9 protein-coding genes are annotated in these 19,429 nt (G+C 70.4%); all 9 read right to left on the bottom strand.

What is annotated here, in order from left to right; all coding sequences use genetic code 11:
* Positions 1–20: 20 nt before the first annotated feature.
* The 9 genes from ACQY8B_RS10870 to ACQY8B_RS10830 all read right to left on the bottom strand — a co-directional run bounded on the left by ACQY8B_RS10870 (position 21) and on the right by ACQY8B_RS10830 (position 19,136).
* Positions 21–722, bottom strand: coding sequence for a sugar transferase (locus ACQY8B_RS10870; protein ID WP_422086713.1), 702 nt, complete (start codon positions 720–722; stop codon positions 21–23).
* Positions 719–3,028: a polysaccharide biosynthesis tyrosine autokinase gene (locus tag ACQY8B_RS10865; protein ID WP_422086712.1), complete on the bottom strand. Its 2,310-nt coding sequence runs from the start codon at positions 3,026–3,028 to the stop codon at positions 719–721. The genes ACQY8B_RS10870 and ACQY8B_RS10865 overlap by 4 nt, the downstream gene beginning before the upstream one ends.
* A 38-nt stretch (positions 3,029–3,066) precedes the next feature.
* Positions 3,067–4,236 carry a polysaccharide biosynthesis/export family protein gene (locus tag ACQY8B_RS10860; protein ID WP_422089178.1) on the bottom strand — a complete coding sequence of 390 codons (1,170 nt, stop codon included), beginning with the start codon at positions 4,234–4,236 and terminating at the stop codon, positions 3,067–3,069.
* 97 nt (positions 4,237–4,333) lie between these two features.
* Positions 4,334–5,263 (bottom strand): hypothetical protein, encoded by a 930-nt coding sequence (locus ACQY8B_RS10855; RefSeq protein WP_422086711.1) that lies wholly within the window; start codon positions 5,261–5,263, stop codon positions 4,334–4,336.
* Positions 5,256–6,074, bottom strand: coding sequence for an alpha/beta fold hydrolase (locus ACQY8B_RS10850; protein ID WP_422086710.1), 819 nt, complete (start codon positions 6,072–6,074; stop codon positions 5,256–5,258). Before ACQY8B_RS10850 ends, ACQY8B_RS10855 begins: the two co-directional genes overlap by 8 nt.
* Positions 6,071–6,784 (bottom strand): 4'-phosphopantetheinyl transferase family protein, encoded by a 714-nt coding sequence (locus tag ACQY8B_RS10845; protein WP_422086709.1) that lies wholly within the window; start codon positions 6,782–6,784, stop codon positions 6,071–6,073. The genes ACQY8B_RS10850 and ACQY8B_RS10845 overlap by 4 nt, the downstream gene beginning before the upstream one ends.
* Positions 6,785–6,799: 15 nt before the next feature.
* Entirely contained in the window at positions 6,800–8,821 is a 2,022-nt protein-coding gene (locus ACQY8B_RS10840) for a condensation domain-containing protein (protein WP_428745019.1), read from the bottom strand.
* On the bottom strand, positions 8,794–11,835 hold the full coding sequence (locus ACQY8B_RS10835; protein ID WP_428745018.1) for a non-ribosomal peptide synthetase: 3,042 nt from the start codon (positions 11,833–11,835) through the stop codon (positions 8,794–8,796). Before ACQY8B_RS10835 ends, ACQY8B_RS10840 begins: the two co-directional genes overlap by 28 nt.
* Complete coding sequence (locus tag ACQY8B_RS10830; protein WP_422086707.1) at positions 11,832–19,136, bottom strand: amino acid adenylation domain-containing protein; 7,305 nt, start codon at positions 19,134–19,136, stop codon at positions 11,832–11,834. Before ACQY8B_RS10830 ends, ACQY8B_RS10835 begins: the two co-directional genes overlap by 4 nt.
* Between the last annotated feature and the right edge of the window lie 293 nt (positions 19,137–19,429).

Here is a 19,429-nt window from a genome sequence, read left to right as displayed (position 1 = left end):
CGTTGGAAGGGAAAGCGGGCTCAGCGCGAGCCGCGCGCCCCGGTCACGACCGCGAATGTCTTCAGCAGGATCACGAAGTCCCGCCGCAGCGACAGCCTGGACACGTACTCCGCATCCATCGCCGCGCGGCGCCGGTAGCTCACCTCGTTGCGGCCGCTGATCTGCCACAGACCGGTGATGCCGGGCCGCACCGCGCAGTAGTGCTCCCAGTAGTCCCCGTACAGCTCCTTCTGCGCGAACATGCAGGGCCGGGGGCCGACCATGCTCATGTCGCCCATCAGCACGTTCCAGAACTGCGGGAACTCGTCGATGCTGTACTTGCGCAGGAAGGCGCCGAAGCGGGTGATGCGCGGGTCGTGCTCCAGCTTCTGGTAAACGTCCCATTCGCGCCGCGCGCCCGGGTTGTCGCGCAGGTGGCGGGCCAGCACGGCGTCGGCGTCGGCCACCATCGAGCGGAACTTGAGGAAGCGGAACACCTTGCCGTCCTTGCCGTAGCGCGGCTGCATGTAGATGGCCGGGCCGCCCGAGGTCATGAGCACGCCGAGCCATATCAATGCATAGGCCCAGCCGAAGAAGACGAAGAACGAGCCCGCCATCGCGATGTCGGCGGCGCGCTTGGCCACGCGCAGCCACGGGGCACCGCCGATCGGTTCGTAGACCGGCGTGTTGGCGGCCGTGCCGTGAGCGGGCCGCGCCGGTGTGTTCGATCGCAGGACGCTCATGCTGCGTGCTCCGGTTCGATCCGCTTGGGCATCACGGTGTCGGCATCGTTCACGCTCAGCGCGCCGGCGGGTTCGCGCCGGTAGGTGTCGTAGTAGCCGTAGCTGTAGCCGCGGTAGTGGCGCTGGGTGGTGTCGACCGCGTTGAACACCACGCCGTGGAACGCGGCACCCACATGGCCCAGGCGCTTGACGCTCTCGAGCAGCTCGCCGCTCTCGCTGTGGTCGGCGCGTGCCACCAGCAGCAGCGTGCCCATGCTCGGCGCCATCGCGGCGGTCTCGGAGGCCAGCAGGGCAGGCGGCGCGTCGACGATCACCACGTCGTAGCGGCTTGACAGCGTGGCCAGCGTCTGCGCGAAGACGTCGCTGGTCATCATGCCGGCGGGGTCGGGGTGCAGCGTGCCCGAGGTCATGACGTCCAGGCGCGGCAGCACGTGGTAGTGAATGGCGCGGTCCAGCGGCACGCCGCCGGTGATGACGTCTGACAGCCCGTCCTTGCGCTGCAACCCGAACTCCTCGCTCAGGGTGCCGCGGCGCAGGTCGGCGTCGATCAGCAGCACGCGCTTGCCCGAAGACGCCAGCAGCGTCGCGAAGTTGGAAGACACGAAGGTCTTGCCCGCGCCCGCGGTGGCGCTGGAGATGAGCACGCGGTTGTTGGGCGCGCCCAGCATCACGAACTTCAGCGCGGTGCGAAGGCGGCGCAGCCCCTCCAGCGCCGGGTCTTCGACGTGCAGCGCCGCCAGCACCTTCACGCCCGGCTTGCCGCCGCGGATGGCGCGGTCGAGCACGCGCTGCTGGGTGCTCAGCGCGATGGTGCTGTACACGTTGAGCCCGGTGACGGCCTCGATCTCCTCGGGGCTGCCGATCGACTTCTTCAGCGTCTTGCGCAGCAGTGCCATGGCCCCGCCCAGGAACAGCCCGGCCGCCAGCGACAGCGCCATGACGATCAGCGCCTTCGGCCGCACCGGCTTCTCGGGCAGCAGCGCCTGGTCGAGCACGCGCACGTTGGCCACCTTGCCTTCCTTGGCCAGGCGCATCTGCAGCGAACTGTTCAGCAGCGTCGCGTAGAGGTCGGTGTTGACCTTGATGTCGCGCTGCATGCGCAGCGAGTTCTGCTGCAGCATCGGCATGCGGCGGATGCGCCCGTCGACCGCGCCCAGCTCCTTCTTGAGCGAGGCGATCTGCGAGTCCAGCGTCTGCACCGCGGGGTGCGCCGCGGTGAAGCGGCCCACCAGGTCCAGGCGCTTCTGCTTCGCGTCGAGCAGCTTGGCCTGCAGGTCGACGTTCTGCGACAGCGCGTTGCGGGCCTCGTCGTCGAGGCTGATGGTGCCGTTCTGGTTGCGGTACTGGTTGTAGCTGTCTTCCGACTGCTCCAGCTGGGCCTTGAACTTGGGCAGCTCGGTGCCCAGGAAGGCCAGTGCGCGCTCGGCCTGCACCGTCTTCTGGTCGATGTTCTGGCGCACGTACAGGCGCGAGACTTCATTGAGCACGTCGGCCAGCTGGCCCCGGTTTTCGGCCTGCATGCTGACGTCCATCACGCCCGACTGCTTGCCTTTCTCGACCACCCGCAGGTCTTTCTGCAGGCCCAGCAGGGTGAGCTGCTTGGAGTTGCGCACCAGTTCGAAGGCGCCGCCGGGCTCGGCCTCGAAGGAGCCCACCAGCAGGTGCAGCGTGCCGCCCGGCACGGCGGCGTCCAGCGGCACGCCGACCTTGCCCTGCAGCGGAGCCTCCAGGCCGGAGTTGGTGAGCGTGTAGTTGCCGTCGGCCTCCGCCGTCAGCAGGAACTTCTTGCCCTCGAAGGCCTGCGGCACGTCCATCTGGGCGACGGCGATGCGCTCGGTGCCCGAGACATAGTCGCCCATGCCGAAGATGCCCGGCGAAGACAGCCGGCTCGAATGCCGGGCCAGGAACTCGCCCACCACGGGTATGTAGTGCGGCCTGGCGCTGATGTAGAGCCTGGTGTTCTCCATGGCCTGGCCGAGCACCATGCGCGAGCGCAGGATCTCGGTCTCGCCGGCGACCGGCGTTTTCGCGCCCAGGCCGGCAGCGTCGCCGGGGAAGTTGCCGCCCGAGCGGTCCGAGTCTTCCACCTGGATCAGGATGTTGGCCTCATACACCCTGGGCCCGAACAGCGCATAGCAGGCACCGACCAGCAGCGCCAGCGCCGTCAGGCCGGCAATGAGCCAGCGGCTGTCGATCAGGATGTCCAGGTACTCCTGGAACCGGGACTCCCGGACCCAGGATGCCTCGACCATGGGCATGGGGGTGCCCGCCGGAGCGGGAAGCGAAGGTTGCCAACGCGCGTTCATGGGGTTCACCTTTTCGTGCGGAAGACGGGGTGGCGCGCTTACCGGCGCGCGGTGTCGCGGGCCAGGTTGATGACCTGGGCCGACGGAAGAATCAGGCTGAACACGCGGCTCCACGTGGCCAGCGGCACGTGGTCGACGTACACCACGTCGCGCGGCTGCAGCTCGAAGCGGTCGGCCAGCGCGAGCGCCACCGGGTTCCTCGCGTTGAGGTTGAAGACCTGCGGCGCGCCGGAGTCGTCCGGCGTGTTGCGCACCACGTAGATCTGGCCGGTGTCCGCTGTCGTCAGGTCGGGGCCGCCCACGTCGCCCAGCGCCTCGTTCAGGCTCAGGCGGCCGTTCATGCGCATCTGCAGCGCGGACGGTGCCCGCACCTCGCCCATCACGTAGACCCGGTTGTCCTCGCGGGTGCCGACGTTCACGATGTCGCCGTTGCGCAGCGGAATGCCGTTGCCGTCGAAGCCCTGCGACTGCAGCAGCGGCAGGTTGATCTGCGTCGACACGCCGCCGCGTGTGAGCGTGACGTGCGAGCGGTCGCCGAGCTGGGTGAAGCTGCCGGCGCGGCTGATGGCTTCGGACAGCGTCATCGGCACGTCGGTGAAGATCTGCAGGCCGGGCGTGCGCACCTCGCCCTGCACGTACGCGCGCTGGCTGCGGAACGACTGGATGCGCACCGACACCTGCGGATCCTTGACGAAGGTCTTGATGCGGCTTGCCACCAGCTCCGAGGCGCCGCTCTCCGTCAGGCCCTGCACCTTGGTGCGCCCGATGTACGGAAAGAAGATCTCGCCCTTGGCGTCGACGATGAAGCCGGGCGCCACGGTCACGCCGGTCGGGTCGGACTGCTGCGCGATCACCGCGCCGGCATTCGGCAGCAGTTCCGGGTGGTCGTACACGATGATGCCGACCACGTCGCCGGGCCCGATGGTGTAGACCGGGGCTTGCGCGAACAATCTCTTTATGGAGTCGGGCATGCCCTGGGGCCGCTGCGCGATCTGCGTGCGGATCAGGTCGGGCGTGATCGGGATGATCTTGCCGGCGGCCGCCGACGAGGTCGCGTCCGCGCCGCCCTGGTTGCCGTCGCCGTAGTTCAGCGGCCCCGGCGTGCCGAAGCCCGGCGCGCAGCCGGCCAGCCCCAGCGAGAGCAACAGGGCCAGGCCCAGCCATCGCAGGCGGTATTCCGCCAGGGCAAGGGCCGAGAGCGTGCGCATGCCCGGTAAGGGCTTGGCGGAATGGATGTGGTCCATGGTGATCTCCTTGACTGCCGGGGTGAACGGTTCTGTGTCGGGTGGGATGGGCTTGGCCGGCTCAGGGCGCCGCCAAGGTGGCGGGCATCGCGCGCCCGGCGCCGGCCGTGGCGCGGCTGGCGCTTCGCCGCTCGGTGCTGGCGCCGAAGCAGCGCTCGGCAACCCAGTCGCCCACCGACTGCAGGAACAGCTGCTGTCCCTTCTCGGTGCAGACGGTGTGGTCGACCTCGCGCATGAACTCGTACTGCAGCGATTGCGCGAAGGGCGCATGGCGGAATGCGCCGAGCTGGTCGCGGTCGTAGTCGCAGACATGCAGCGAACCCGAATACAGCAGCTGCATGGCCACCTTGCGCTCGGCCAGTTGCTTCATGGTGGCGGCGAACCAGTTGGCGGTGGCCTCGGGCGAGCTTTCTTCCGTGAAGAAGCCCGGCAGTGGCTTGCCGGCCGGCTGGATGCGCAGCACCCGGCGCTTGAGCCAGCGCAGGGCCTTGCCCGCGAACGACGGGTGCACCGGCGCGGCCAGCGCGCGCCGCACGGTGCGCTCCCAGCGCGTGCGCCGCTCGGGGAAGGCAAAGCCGTCGAACATCGAGATGCCGACCACGCGCGTGTCCGCCGCGCCGGCCGACATGGCGTGCTCCGCGCCCGAGCACATGCCGACGATCACGAACTGGCGGATGCCCAGCCTGTTCTCGATCAGGTCCATGGCGGCGCGCAGGTCGTGCACGGCGCGCGTGCGCAGGTCGCTGCTGGAGTCGACCGCGTCGCTGTCGCCCACGCCGCCCAGGTCGAGCCGCAGGCTGCTCACGCCGCGCGCGGCCAGCAGGTGCGCCAGCTTGACGTTGATGCGGCGCGGGCCGACCCGGTGGTTGGCACCCATGTTGAGCATCAGGCAGCCCACCGCGGCGGCGCCTTCGCGGGCAGGCGTGGTGAGCATGCCCACCAGCGATTCGCCTTGTCCGAAGCGGACCGGGCTTTGCGTCATGTCATTCATGAAGAGCTCCCTGGAGGCGGCTGAGCGCGTCCGCCGGCACCATCGCGCTGTTGGGGTAGGGGTCGGCGGTCCACTCGAGCCGGTGCTTGAAGTACGCGAGGCGCACCGGCATGTGGCGCGACTGCTGCTCGGCAGCCCACTGCGCCGTGTATTCGTCGTCAGGCTGCGCCAGCACCAGCGTGTCGTGCAGCGCGGTGAGCTGCAGCGCGTCGGGCGTGAGCGCCGCGAGCTGCGCGCGCAGCGTGCTCGAAAGCGAGGCGCCCAGCGCTTCTTCGGGCACGGCGTCGGGTTCGCGCAGCAGGTTGCGGCGCCAGGCGAGGTCGGGGATGCAGAAGGTGGCGTCGATGGCCGCCACGTGCTGCTCGCGCAGGAAGCGGGCGTAGCGCCGGCCGTCGATCACCGGCTCCCACAGCACCAGCCGCACCGGGTCGCAGCGCCCGTTGCGCGCGGCCAGCACGGCCAGGGTGGCGCCGAGCCGGGCGCCGACCCAGACGATGCGCGCGCCGGGCGCATGGCGGCGCAGTTCTTCGTGCGCCGAGCACAGGTCGCGCCGCCAGCCTTCGAACTCGCCCTGGCGCTCGTCGCCCGGGGAATCGCCGGTGCCGTAGAAGTCGAAGCGCAGCGCGGCGATGCCGGCGCGCGCCAGGCGTTCTGCCAGCACCTTGAAGAAGCGGTGCGTGCGCAGGCCCTCGGCGCCGTAGGGCGGGCAGACAAGCACGGCGGTGTCCGCGCTGCCGGCGTCTTCCGCGGGATGGAAGATGCCGAACAGCTGGCGCGATGCCGGCCCGAACATGAGCGCGAGGGAGTTCATGCCCGTGCCTCCGCCATCGGGCCGCTCACGGTTGCGCGGCCCTGGGTCTCGCGCCATTCGGCGATCGCTCCGACGCAGTCCATGCGCGGCGGCGCGGCCCCAAGCACCAGCCACAGGATGCGCCCGGCCACCGACAGCTCGACGCTGCGGCAGTCGGGCTCCAGCCCGACCTCGAAGCTCTGCGGCGATACCAGCAGGCCCACGCCGATCGCCTTCAGGCAGGCTTCCTTGCGGGTCCAGCAGGTCAGGAAGGCGCGATCGCGTTCATGCGCGGGCAGGCCGGCCAGCGCTTCGTTCTCGCGCCGCGTGAAATGCCGCGCGGCCAATGCGGCGGCATCGGGCACCCGGCGCAGCAGCTCGACGTCGACGCCCAGCGGACCGCGCCCGCCAATGGCGATCAGCGCCAGCCCCTGGCAGTGGCTCATGGAGAACTGCGTGCGCGGACGGCCCTGCAGCGAGGGCTTGCCGAAGGCGCCAACGGCAAAGTCCAGCGCATCCGCGGGCAGGCCGGTGTGCGCGGAAAGCACCTGCCGCAGCGCGATGTGCGCCGCCACGAAGCGCTGGCGGTCGGTGCCGAACCGGAAGGCGTCCGCCCGCTCGCACTCCTGCTCCGACAGGATCTGCGCGGGCAGCAGGTCGGTGAACTCGTCCAGGTCGACGTAGCGGCAGACCGATGCGTCGATGGAGCGTGCGAGGGTGGCGCTTTTCATGGCGTTCTTTCTTCTTCAGCCCTTGCGCAGCCAGCCGCCGAAGGCGCGTCCCAGCAGGCCGCCGCGCGGCGGCGTGGCGGCCGCGGGCAGGCCCTGGAGCTCCGACGGAATGCTGTCCGGGCCGGTCGTCTGCACCGGCTGGAAGGCGGACGACGCGGCGATCTGCCCGAGGCTCTCGAACAGGTAGCGGCGCGGCTCCACGCGGTAGCCCAGCAGCAGTTCGGTCTGCTGCACGGCGCGCAGCACCAGCAGCGAATCGCCGCCGAGATCGAAGAAGTTGTCGCTCGCGCGGATGTCGTTGACGTCGATGCCGACCACGCCGGCCCAGACCTGCGCCAGTTGCGCCTGCTCGGGGTTCATCAGGGCGGCCTTGGCCTTGGGCGCACCCGCCGCCGCGCCGGCCGGCGCCTCGGAGCGCGACGTGTCGGCCGCGAGCTTGCGCAGGTAGGCGGCGCTGGTCGAGCCTTCGGCGCTGGCGATGTAGTCGAGGCTGGCCTCGGGCCGGTCGGCGGCGCGCTGCAGCAGCTCGAGGTAGCGCTCGCGCAGTTGGGCGCCGGTTTCGCGCAGGTAGATGTCGGCGTTGTAGATCAGCGCGCCTTCCAGCCCGCTTGGCTTGTCCATCAGCCACACGCCGATGTCGTCGGTGGCGCCGCGCTGCATCAGGTGCATCTGCCGCGTCTGCAGGCTGCCGAGGCGGCGCGAGCGGTCGCGCGCGTCCTGGAACGAGAACATCGACTGGTACGGTCCCGACGCCTTGGCCTGGCCGCCGGAGCCGGGCTCGGCCATCAGGCGCTCGAACGGCACCTGCTGGTAGTTCATGAGCGTGAGCAGCTCCTGCTTCACGTAGCGCATGAACTCGGGCAGCGACTGGCGCATGTCGATCTGCAGCGACACCGGCAGCACGTTGTTGAAGACGCCCATCACGTCCTCGGTCTCCGGCTGCTGGCGCCCGCGCACCGGGTTGGCGATGACGATGGCGTCGGAGCCGATGGTGCGGGCCATGGTCAGCGCATAGAGGCCGAAGGTCAGCATGCTGAGCGTCACGTCCATGCCGCGCGCCACTTCGCGCAGCCGCTGCGTGGCCGCCAGGTCGATCTGGATCCACTGCGTGCCGCCCTGGCCGCTCTTTCCCGCGCGGCGCGGCATGTCGGTATTGGGCAGCCGGGGCAGGGGCGCCGCGGCGAAGCGCTTGCGCCAGAACCCGATCTGCTCCTCGAACACCGGCTCCTTCATCCACTGCGCGAGCCACTCGGCGTAGTCGCCATGCGTAGTCGCGATGGCCGGCAGGCCGTGCGGACGGCCGCGTTCGGCGGCGTCGTAGAGCGCGGAAAGCTCGTGCTGCATCAGGTCGAAAGACCAGCCGTCCCACACCAGGTGGTGCGGCACGAACACGAAGGCGTGGTCTCGCTCGTCGAGCTTGAACAGCGCGGCATGCGCCATCGGCGCGCGGTGGATGTCGATGGGCCGGTCGGCCAGCTCCTGCATCTGCTCGGCCAGCTCGGCTTCGCGCTGGTCGGCGGGCAGCTCGCGCAGGTCGATCACCGGCAGCGAGAAATCCACAAACTGCGCAATCGACTGGACAGGCTCGCCGGTGCGCGGATCGGTGCCCATGCTGGTGCGCAGCGCGGGCTGGCGGCGAATGATCTCTCGCAGCACCGATTCGAAGCGCGCCGCGTCGAACTCGCCCAGCAGCCGCTGCGCCGACGGTGCGTTGTAGACCGAACGGCCGGGGTGCAGCTCTTCCATGAAGCGGATGCGTTCCTGCGACGGTGTCATCGGCGCGCTCGTGCGGCCGGGCCGGTTGGGCAGCGGCACCTGCTCGCCGGCACCGGTGCCCTGCAGCGCCTCGACGGCCACGGCCAGCCGCTCGGCGGTGGGCGCCTCGAACAGCGTGCGCAGCGGCAGCGTGATCTGGAACTCGCGGCTCAGCAGAGTGGCCAGCCGCGCCGCCAGCAGCGAATGGCCGCCCATGGTGAAGAAGTCGTCCTTCATGTCGAGGCCGGGCAGGCTCAGCACCTGCTCCATGGCCGCGAGCACTTGCGTTCGCTATCGGTGCGCGGGCCGGCGCCGCGCTGCATGGTTTCGCGCGGCACGGCCTGCGGTGCCGGCAGCGAGGCGCGGTCGAGCTTGCCGTTGGGCAGGGTCGGCAGGCTGGCGAGCGTGACCACGTGCTGCGGCAGCATGAAGGCCGGCAGGCTGCCGCGCAGGTGCTGCATCAGCGCCTCGAGGTCGAAGGCGGCGCCCGCCGCGTTCGGTGCCAGGGCGAGGTAGGCCACCAGCCGCACGTCGCCGGGGTTGTCTTCGCGCGCCACGACCACGCTGCGCGAGACGCCGGCAACTTCGTTGCAGCGGGCCTCGATTTCGCCGGGCTCGATGCGGTAGCCGCGCACCTTCACCTGGAAGTCGAGCCGGCCCATGTGCTCCAGCAGGCCGTCGTTGCGCCAGCGGCCGCGGTCGCCGGTGCGGTAGAGGGCCGTGGCATGGCCGAGGATGCGCGCTGTGACGAAGCGATCGGCCGTGAATTCGGGCCGATCGTGATAGCCCAGCGTCACGCCGTCGCCGCCGATGCAGATTTCGCCCGGCACGCCGAGCGGGCAGGGCCGCAGCTCGGCGTCCAGGATCCACACCTGGGTGTTGTCGATCGGATGGCCGATCGACACGCCGCGCGAGGCGACCACGTCGCGCTGCATGTTCCACACGGTCGACCACACCGTGGTCTCGGTCGGGCCGTAGACGTTCCACAGCTGTTCGCAGCGATCGAGCAGTTCGAGCGCCAGGCGCGGGCGCACCGGCTCGCCGCCGATCCAGCCACGGAAGCCAGGGGCTCCGGGCCACTGGGCGTCGAGCAGCAGCTGCCACATGCCGGGCGTGGCCTGCAGGATGGTGACTTCTTCTTCCTCCAGCAGGGCGCGCAGGTGGTTGCCGTCCATGGCGGTCTCGCGCTGCACCATCACGATCTCGGCGCCGGCCGCGAGCGGCAGCAGCAGCTCGGCCACTGCGATGTCGAAGGACAGCGTGGTGACGGCCGCGATGCGGTCCGCCGCGCCGATGCCGGGTTCCACACGCATCGACTGCAGCAGGTTGGCCACGCCGCGGTGCGGCACGCTCACGCCCTTGGGCTTGCCGGTGGAGCCTGACGTGTAGATCACGTAGGCCGGGTCTTCGGCGCCGGCATCGAGCTCGCCAGGCTCGAGCGCGTCGACGGGGCCCTGGTGCCAGGCGGTGTCGCGGTCGATCTCGAAGATGTGCCGGCTCGCGTCGACACGCCACTGGCGCGGGGCGGTCGCCATGTCTGAAGTGGTGAGCAGCAGGCTGAGCCGCGAGTCTTCGGCGTAGTGGTCGAGCCGCGCCTGCGGGAAGGCCGGGTCGAGCGGCACGTAGGCGGCGCCCGACTTCAGCACCGCCAGCAAGGCCACCAGCATGTCGGTGCCGCGTTCCAGGCACAGGCCCACACGCTGGCCCCGGCCGATGCCGCGCTCGCGCAACGCATGCGCCAGCCGGTTCGATTGCGCATCGAGCTCGCCGTAGGTGCAGCGGCGCGCGCCGTCGCGCAGCGCCGGCCGCTCGGGGTGCAGCAGCGCACGGGCCACGAAGCCGGCATGCGCCAGCGGGTCGCCAAGCAGCTCGGTGGGCGCGGGCTGCAGCGCGGCCAGCACCAGCGAAGCCTCGGTCGACAGCACCTCGAGCCGGCCGATGGTCTCGGAGGGGTCGCGCGCGGCGGAGCGCACCACGCACTCGAACATGTCGAGCCAGCGCTGCACGCTGAGTTCGTCGAACAGGCCGGTGTTGTACTGGGCCTCGATCACCAGCCCGCCTTCGAGCGGGCGCAGGTTCAGGAACAGCTCGAAGTTCTCGTACTGGCGCGGCACGGTGTCCTGCTTGACGGACAGGCCGACGAAGCTGTCGGTGCCGCTCGCCACGTCGGGGTCGACGTTGAACATCACGCTCACCAGCGGCAGCCGGCTGGCGTCGCGCTGCAGCGAGAGCTGGCCGAGCAGCGCGCCGTAGGTCAGCGACTGGTGCTCGAAGGCGTCGAGCACCGCCGCGCCGCATTCGCTCATGAGCGCGTCGAAGCGCAGATGCGCATGCGCGTTCATGCGCAGCGGCAGCAGGTTGACGCAGTGGCCCACCAGGCCGGGCATGTCGCGCGCCAGCTGGCCCGAAGCCGGAATGCCGACCACGATGTCGTCCTGCCCCGTCAGCCGGTGCAGCGTGGCGACAAAGGCGCCGAGCAGGCCCGCGAACAGGCTGGTGCCGGCCTTGGTGCTGACCGAGCGCATGGCCGTGACCAGGCGGCGGTCGAGCGTGCGTTCCGTGCGCAGCGAGGTGAAGGTGCGCACGGCCGGGCGCGGGTGGTCCAGCGGCAGCTCCAGCACGGGCGGCGTGCCGCCCGAGAAGCGCTCCAGCCAGTAGTCCACGTGCTGCTGCATGTCGGGCTGCGCGGCCTCGGCGGCTTCCGCCGCGGCAAAGTCGGCGTAGGACGGCGCGGCCTTCAGCCGCAGCCCCTGGCCGATCTGCTCGGCATACAGGTGGCCCAGTTGCTCGGTGATGACCGCCCACGACCAGCCGTCGCACACCACGTGGTGGGCCGACATGACGAGTTCATGCTCGTCCTCGCCGAGCCGGTAGAGCACCGCCCTGAACAGCGGCCCGTGCTCGAGCGAGAAGGGCGTGCACACCGCCGCGTTGTGCGCAGACGCCAGCACCTGCTCGCGCGATTGCGGGTCGAGCTTGGTGAGGTCCATCATGCTCATCGCCTCGGCCGGGGCCTGCCCGACCAGCATGCAGCTGCCGTCGGGCGAGATGGTGGCGCGCAGCGACTGGTGGCGCTCCACAAGCACGGCCATCGCAAGGCCCAGGGCGCGCGCATTCAGCGGCCCGTGCAGGCGCAGCAGCACCGACTCGTTGTAGGCCAGCGAAGCCTCCGGGCTCAGCATGGCGCCGAGCCAGACTTCGCGTTGCGATTCGGTGGTCGGGATGACGCACTCGATGATCCCGCCGGTGGCGGGGCCCGTTCCGGTGTCGGTCTCGGGGCGCAGGACGGCGTTCATGCTGCGGCCTTTCCATTGACGAGGTGGGTGGATGCCTGGGCCATCTGCGCCGTCTGCGCCTCGGGCACGTACCAGAAGGGCTGGCCGTCGACGTCGCGCGCCAGCACCGAGCCTTCTTCCGCCGGCCTGCGCACGTCGAAGCTGGTCACGACCGCGGCGCGGCGCGGCAGGAACCCGGATTCCTGCATCTCAGCCACCGATTCCTTGAAGGCACGCTGGATGAAGGCGATGTCCTCGGCGCTGTGCGCGCTGGTGAGGAAGCACGGGAAGTTGTCCAGGATGTGCACGCCGCGGCTGCGCATCATGGCGAACAGCAGGTCCTGCAGCGGATGGTCTTCGAGCCAGCTCACGCGCCACAGCGAGCCGAAGTGGCGTATCTCGATCGGCGCGCCGACCTCCTTGCACCAGGCCGACATTTCCGTGGCCATGGCGCTGGTGCTGCCCGTGAGCCCGGCCTGCAGCGCGGGGCCGGCTTCCTTCAGATGCATGAGCGAGGCCCTGGCCGCGGCCAGCGCCAGCGGATGGCGCACGAAGGTGCCGGCGAAATAGGTCACGCCGACGCCGGGGATCGAGTCGTCGCCGTACTGCCACGGGCCGCCGTCGAGCGCGTCCATGAACTCGCGCTTGCCTGCGATCACGCCCACCGGGAAGCCGCCGCCGATCACCTTGCCGTAGGTGGCGAGGTCGGCGCGCACGCCGAACAGCTCCTGCGCGCCGCCCAGCGCGGTGCGGAAACCGGTGATGACCTCGTCGAAGATCAGCGCGCAACCGCTCTTGGCGGTGATCTCGCGCACTTCGTGCAGGAACTCGCGCGGCTGGAAGTCGGGCCGGCGGCTTTGCACCGGCTCGGCCAGCACGGCGGCCAGGTCGTCGGCGTTCTCGCGGATGAAGGCCAGCGCTTCGGGCGTGCCGTAGTCGAGCACGCGGATGTCGCCGAACATGCCGCTCATCACGCCGGGCGCGGCCGACAGGCCTTTGCCGCCCTTGCCGGCGCGCACCAGCACTTCGTCGAAGGTGCCGTGGTAGGAGCCGGTGAACACCACCACCGTGCTGCGGCCGGTGACGGTGCGCGCGATGCGCAGCGCGGCCATCACGGCCTCGGAGCCGGTGTTGCACAGGCCGGCGCGGTCGCTGCCCGTGAGCTCGCAGATGAGCGCGGTGACGTCGGCGGCCAGCGGATGCTGCGGGCCGATTTCGTAGCCTTCGTCGAGCTGCTTGCGCACGGCTTCCTGCACGAAGTCGGGCTGCCAGCCGAACATGTTCATGCCGAAGCCGTTGAGCGCGTCGACGTATTCGTTGCCGTCCAGGTCCCACATCTTCGAGCCCTTGGAGCGCTCGATGACGATCTGGTAGGTGATCTCTTTGGTGACCGGGCGGAAGCCGTTGACCACGCGCGGGTCGGCCATGTGCGGGCGGTTGGCCTCGGTGAACTGCTTGCTCTTGATGGTGCGTTCGATGTAGCGGCGCATGAAGGCCGCGAGGCGGGCCTTCTGGCGCCCGCTGGGCTCCGCCGTGCGCTGGGTGTGGATGCGGGCGATGGCGCCGAAGGCCTTGGCGACGTCGTAGCGCAGCGGTTCTTTGGACGGCGCGGGCTCTTCGGCGGCGGGCGCTGCCGCGACCGGCGCCGTGACGGCCGGCGCGGGCACCGCCTGCAGCATGACCGGCGCGGTGAATGCCGCGGGTGCGGCGCCCGACAGCAGGGCGAGCTGCTGGCGCATCAATTCCATTTGCTGCGCAATCAGCTGGGAGATGGGGCTGGAGGCCGCGTTGCCTTGCATCGGGGCGTACACCACCGGTGCGGGCATCGCGGGAGCCGCCTCGGCCATCGGTGCCGCCGCCACGGCCGGCGCGGGCGCGGCTTCGGGCGGCAGGCTCTCGCGCAGGAACGCGGAGAGCGCGTCGAAGCAGCGGTAGTTCTCCATCAGCTGCCGGAAGCTCAGGTTGACCTTGAAGTGCTTCTTGATCTGGGTGGCCGCCTGGGTCAGCGTGAGCGAGTCCAGGCCGAGTTCGCCGAAGGGCGCGTGGCCTTCCGCCTGCGCCATGTCGATGCCGGAGATGTCCTCGAACAAGGCGCGCAGGCGCGCATCGACGGGAGGGGAGGACGCGGAGGAAGGGAGAGGCGAGGTCGCTGCAGCTGTCACGATCGGCTCCAAAGGTGTGGGTGTGGCGGAAGGGGCGGGCGAGACTGAAAGAGGGGCGGCGGGGATCGCGGCGGTTTCGGGAACGGCGGCGATGTCAACCCAGAAGCGCTTGCGTTCGAACGGACTGGTCGGCAGGCGCACGCGCTGCGCGCCGGTGCGGCTGGTCAGGCGCGACAGCTCGACTTCCGCGCCGCAGGTCCACAGCCGGCCGACGGCCAGGCGCAGCGTGCGGTCTTCGTCTGCAGGCTCGCCATGCTGCAGCGGCACCGCGGCACTCGCGCCGTGCTGGCGGACCAGCGTGGAAAGGGTGTTGCGTGGACCGGCTTCGATGAAGAGCGGCTGCGCGGCGTGTTCCATCGCGGTGCGCACGGCCGGCGAGAAGCGCACCGTGCCGCGCAGGTGCCGTGCCCAGTAGGCGGGGCTGGTGGCTTCTTCCGCTTCCAGCAGCCGACCCGTGAGGGTCGAGAAGATCGGCGTCTGCGGGGCATTCAGCGCCACCTGGCCCACCAGCGCCTCGAAGGGCGCGACGGCGCCGTCCATCATGGCGGAGTGAAAGGCGTGCGATGTCTGCAGCGCGCGGCATGCGATGCCTTCGGCTTCCAGCGTGGCCTGCAATGCGGCGATGGCCTCGAAGGTGCCGGCGGCGACGCAGGCCGTGGGGCCGTTCTCTGCGGCGAGAGAGATCGACGCGTCCAGCCTTTGCGTCAGTTCGGCCGCGCCTATGCGCACCGAGAGCATGGCGCCCGCCGGCAGCGCCTGCATGAGCGCGCCGCGCCGGGCGACGAGCCGGGCCGCATCTTCGAGCCGCATCACGCCAGCGAGCACTGCGGCGACGAATTCGCCGACGCTGTGGCCCATCAGCGCATGAGGCCGAACGCCGGTGGCCAGCAGCCGCCGTGCCAGTGCGTATTCGATGGTGAAGAGCGCGGGCTGGGTGACGACGGTGGGCGACAGTGCCTTCGGGTCGTCCGAGAACATGCGTTCGCGCAGGTCGAAGTCAGTGGTGCCGGCGATGGCGTCGAGGCAATCGTCGAAGGCGGCGGCGAACACCGGGTCGGCTGCGTGCAGCAGCCTGCCCATGCCGGCGTACTGCGCGCCCTGGCCCGGGAACATCAGCACGGCCTGCGGCGCGCGCGAGGCGAGGCGGCCGCTGGCGCGCCAGGGTGAGTCGGCGGTGCGCAGGGCGGCAATGGCCTGCACCGTGTCGGCCGCCACCACCACGCGACGGAAAGCGTGGGCCTTGCGGCCGACAGCCAGCGTGTGGGCGACATCGGCCAACGGCTGCTCCGCATGCGCCTGCAGGTGGGCCGCGAGCTGCTCGGTGGCAACGGCCAGTGCCGCTTCCGAGCGCGCCGAGAGCGGCAGCACCTGTTCGCCCGTGGCGATGGGCGATGCAGGCCGCGCCGGCGCTTCCTCCACGATGACGTGCGCATTGGTTCCGCCCACGCCGAAGGAGCTGACTCCCGCGCGGCGCGGCAGATCGCCGCGCGGCCACGGCTGCAGGCTGGCGCTCACGCGGAAGGGCGTGCGCGCGAAATCGATGGCCGGGTTGGGCGCCTCGAAGTGCACGGTCGGCGGGATCTGCCCGTGGTGCAGCGCCAGCGCCGTCTTGATGAGCCCCGCCGCGCCGGCAGCCGTGACCATGTGGCCCACGTTGCTCTTGAGCGAGCCCAGCGTGCAGTAGTCGAGCGCGTCGGTGTGTTCGCCGAAAGCCACGGCCAGCGCCTCGACCTCGATCGGGTCGCCCATGGGCGTGGCGGTGCCGTGCGCCTCGACATAGGAAATGCTGCGCGCATCGACCTCGGCCGCCGCCAGTGCGGCGCGGATCACCGCCGCCTGCCCGTCGACGCTGGGCGCGGTGAAGCTGGCCTTGGCGCCGCCGTCGTTGTTCACGCTGGCGCTGCGCAGCACGGCGTAGATGGTGTCGCCGTCGGCCTGCGCGTCGGCCAGCCGCTTCAGCAGCACCACGGCCGCGCCGTCGCTGAAGACGGTGCCCTGGGCCTTCGCGTCGAAGCTGCGCGTGTGGCCGTCGGGCGAGAGCATCGAGCCCTCGTTGTAGAGGTAGCCGCTGCGCGGCGGGCAGGTGACCGATGCGCCGCCCGCCAGCGCCATGTAGCACTGGCCGGTGCGCAGCGCATGGAAGGCATGGGCCACGGCCACCAGCGAGGTCGAGCAGGCGGTGTGCACGCTGACGGCCGGGCCGGTGAGGTTGAGCCGGTTCGCCACCCGCGTGGTGATGTAGTCCTTCTCGTTGGCCAGCATCACCTGGAACTCGCCGACCGGTTCCACCAGATCGGGCCGGGTGCTCACATGGCGCTGGAAGTAGGTGGCGTTGTACATGCCGGCATACACGCCGACCGGGCCGGGCGCGGCGTCGGGCACGTAGCCGGCGCGCTCCAGGCATTCCCAGCAGATCTCGAGGAACACCCGCTGCTGCGGGTCCATGAGCTGCGCTTCCTTGGGGCCGATGCCGAAGAAGGCGGCGTCGAAGTTCTCGATGCCGTCGATCACGCCGCGTGCGCGAACGTAGGACGGGTCGCTGCGCAGCGCCTGGCTCACGCCGGCGTCGAGCGTGGCGTCGTCGAAGAAGGTGACGGTGTCGCGGCCGGCGACGAGGTTGTCCCAGAACTGCTCCACATCGGCGGCGCCTGGGAAGCGGCCCGCGGTGGCGATGAGCGCGACCGCGTCGGAGGCCGGCGCGACGGGGCGCGGGGCAGACGGTTGCGATGCCGCCTGCACGGGTGCCTCGACCGGGGGACGCAGCCGCGCGGCCATCGCCTTCGGCGTCGGGTCGCGGAAGAACAGGTTGGTCGACAGCGGCAGCGCGGTGTCGCGCTTCAGTTCGCCCAGCACCTGCAGCACCAGCAGCGAATCGCCGCCGAGGTCGAAGAAGTTGTCGTTGCGCCCGACCTTGTCGATGCGCAGCGCGCGCGCGAAGGCCTCGCACATCTGCTGTTCGACGGCGTCGTGCGGCTCCTCGTAGGGCTGCGAAAGCTCCGGGCGGCCGGCGGCGGGCTCCGGCAGTGCGCGGCGGTCGAGCTTGCCGTTGGGCGTGACGGGCAACTGCGCGAGCCAGACCTGCGCCGAAGGCACCAGCGCAGCGGGCAGGCGGGCCGCAAGGTGAGTGCGCAGCGCCTGCCACGACAGCTTCGGGCCACGCGCCACGAGATAGGCCACCAGGCGCAGTTGGCCATCGGCGTCTGGCCGGGCGACAACCGCACATGACTGCACCCCGGGGTGGGCAAGGATGGCGGCCTCGATCTCGCCGGTCTCGATGCGGTGGCCGTGGATCTTGACCTGGCCGTCGCGCCGGCCGATGAACTCGATGGTGCCGTCAGGCAGCCAGCGCGCGAGGTCGCCGGTGCGGTAGAGCCGGTCGGCCGGACCACCGAAGGGATCGGGCACGAAGCGGTCGGCGCTGAGTTCGGGCTGGCGCAGGTAGCCGCGCGCCAGTCCGTGGCCGCCGATGCACAGCTCCCCGACCAGGCCGGAGGGCAGCAGCGCCATCGAGGGGCTCAGCACGCGCAGCACGGTGTCCTTGATCGGGCGGCCGAGCGGCACGGAGCGGGTGTCGGCCGGCAGCGTGGGGGCGATGCGGTGCGTGGTCGCGAAGGTGGTGCACTCGGTCGGGCCGTAGCCGTTGCTCAGCGCCAGGCCGGGCAGGGCGGCGAGCGCCCGGCGCACATGGGGCACCGAGAGCGCCTCGCCGCCGGTGAACAGGTGGCGCAGGCCCGCGAGGTGGACCGGGTCGTCGTCGATGACCGCGTTGAACAGCGCGGCCGTGAGCCAGGCGGTATGCACGTCGTGGCGCGCGATGGTGCGGGCCAGGCCGGCACCGGTGGGCACGCGTTCGTCGTGCACCACGCAGCAGCCGCCGTTGAGCAGCGGGCCCCAGATTTCGAGCGTGGCCGCGTCGAAGCCCAACGGAGCTGCATGCAGCATGGCGCGGCCCGGCGCGAGCTCGACATAGTCCACGCCGACCACCAGCCGCAGGATCGAGCGGTGGCAGATCTCGATGCCCTTGGGCGCACCGGTCGAGCCCGAGGTGTACATGACGTACGCGACCGATTCGCCGTCGATGGCCGGTTCATTCCATGAACTGCGTTCCTGGTTGTCCAAGGCATCGTCCAGCAGCAAAACGCGTTGTTCGGCCGGTACGAGATGGCGAAAGGCTTGCGCCGTGATCACGTGCCGGGCCTGCGCCTCGCCGAACATGTAGGCGATCCGCTCGGGCGGAAAGTCGGTCGGTACGGGCACGTAGCCACCGCCCGCCTTCAGGATGCCGATCAGCGCCACGACGGCGGCCAGCGAGCGGTCGAGCAGCAGGCCGACGCCGTCGCCGCTTCGCACGCCCAGCCGCTGGAGATGGCGTGCGAGCTGGTCGGAGCGGCGGTCGAGCTCGGCGTAGCTCATCTGCACGTCGCCTTCGACGAGGGCGACGGCCTCTGGGGTTGCGCCTGCCTGGCGGCGGAACATGCCGGTGACGGTGAGCGTGCTGTCGAGCACGGACGCAGGCGTGTTCCAGCGGACGAGCTGGTCGTCGGTGTCGGTGACGGGCAGGGTGCGGATGTCGTCCAGCGCGGCCTCGGGGCGGGCCAGCAGGTCGGCGGCGGTGTCGGCGAGGGCAGCCAGCAGGCGCTCGGCGGACGTTACGTCCATCAAGGCCGCCGCCACGTCCATATGCAGGGAGCCGGAGGCTGCGTCCAGCCAGAGGAGCAGGCGGGCATCGGGCGTGGCAGTGTCGGCGGCGTCGCGCAGCCACAGCGAGGCGGGCGGCTCCATGCCGGCGGCCGCAGGGCTCGCCGCGCGACGGGCGGCATCGAGTTCCGCGAGCCACGCGCCAACGGGGCAGATGGCGTCGAAGGCCACGGTCGTGGACGTGAGGAGCGCTTTGGCGCCGGCCAGTTCATGCAGCACCGGCCAGAGCACGCCGAGCCACCGGGACTGCAGCAGCAGCCAGGCGCCGGCAAACAGGGTGTCGGGCAGTTGGCCGCCGGTTGCCGACGCTTGCGCCCGGCCTTGCAGGAATGCGGGTGCGAGCGTCAGCGAGACGGCATGCCGCCCGCCTGGCGCTTCCGGGTTCGCGCGCGGCACGAACAGGTCGTCCAGAAGCGTATCTGGAGCGTTTCGCCGTGCCGTCGAAACAGATTGAATTTCCATGTAATTACCCGAAAAGAAATACGATGGAACCAATTGAATAGGCCGAATGGCCAGTGACTCAATTGAGGCTTTGAATTTTTGCCTCCCGTTTTTTCGTGTCTCGATCCTAGGGTGTTTCCCCAAGCCGATGTACGAACTTTCGATCTACGTTACAGATTGATATAGTTATTTCGGAAACGTACTACCCCAATTGTCCAATCTTGGGTAACTGATGCGCCGTTTAGGGCAAAAGCAGGTTATCGGATGCGCCTCAGGGTGCCTGTGGGCGCTTCCCGAAGCGGGGTACTCATGGG

Origin of the sequence: Variovorax sp. (assembly GCF_965279555.1) — a bacterium.
GTDB lineage: Bacteria > Pseudomonadota > Gammaproteobacteria > Burkholderiales > Burkholderiaceae_C > Variovorax.
Note: the sequence above shows the minus strand (reverse complement) of the source record. Positions and strands in the feature narration are given on the sequence as shown.

What these genes read in the sequence shown, in the direction of transcription:
- ACQY8B_RS10830 (WP_422086707.1), bottom strand. Translation starts at nt 19,136, where the DNA reads ATGGAAATTCAATCTGTTTCGACGGCACGGCGAAACGCTCCAGATACG.
- ACQY8B_RS10855 (WP_422086711.1), bottom strand. Translation starts at nt 5,263, where the DNA reads ATGAATGACATGACGCAAAGCCCGGTCCGCTTCGGACAAGGCGAATCG.
- ACQY8B_RS10835 (WP_428745018.1), bottom strand. Translation starts at nt 11,835, where the DNA reads ATGAACGCCGTCCTGCGCCCCGAGACCGACACCGGAACGGGCCCCGCC.
- ACQY8B_RS10865 (WP_422086712.1), bottom strand. Translation starts at nt 3,028, where the DNA reads ATGAACGCGCGTTGGCAACCTTCGCTTCCCGCTCCGGCGGGCACCCCC.
- ACQY8B_RS10850 (WP_422086710.1), bottom strand. Translation starts at nt 6,074, where the DNA reads ATGAACTCCCTCGCGCTCATGTTCGGGCCGGCATCGCGCCAGCTGTTC.
- ACQY8B_RS10845 (WP_422086709.1), bottom strand. Translation starts at nt 6,784, where the DNA reads ATGAAAAGCGCCACCCTCGCACGCTCCATCGACGCATCGGTCTGCCGC.
- ACQY8B_RS10870 (WP_422086713.1), bottom strand. Translation starts at nt 722, where the DNA reads ATGAGCGTCCTGCGATCGAACACACCGGCGCGGCCCGCTCACGGCACG.
- ACQY8B_RS10860 (WP_422089178.1), bottom strand. Translation starts at nt 4,236, where the DNA reads ATGCGCACGCTCTCGGCCCTTGCCCTGGCGGAATACCGCCTGCGATGG.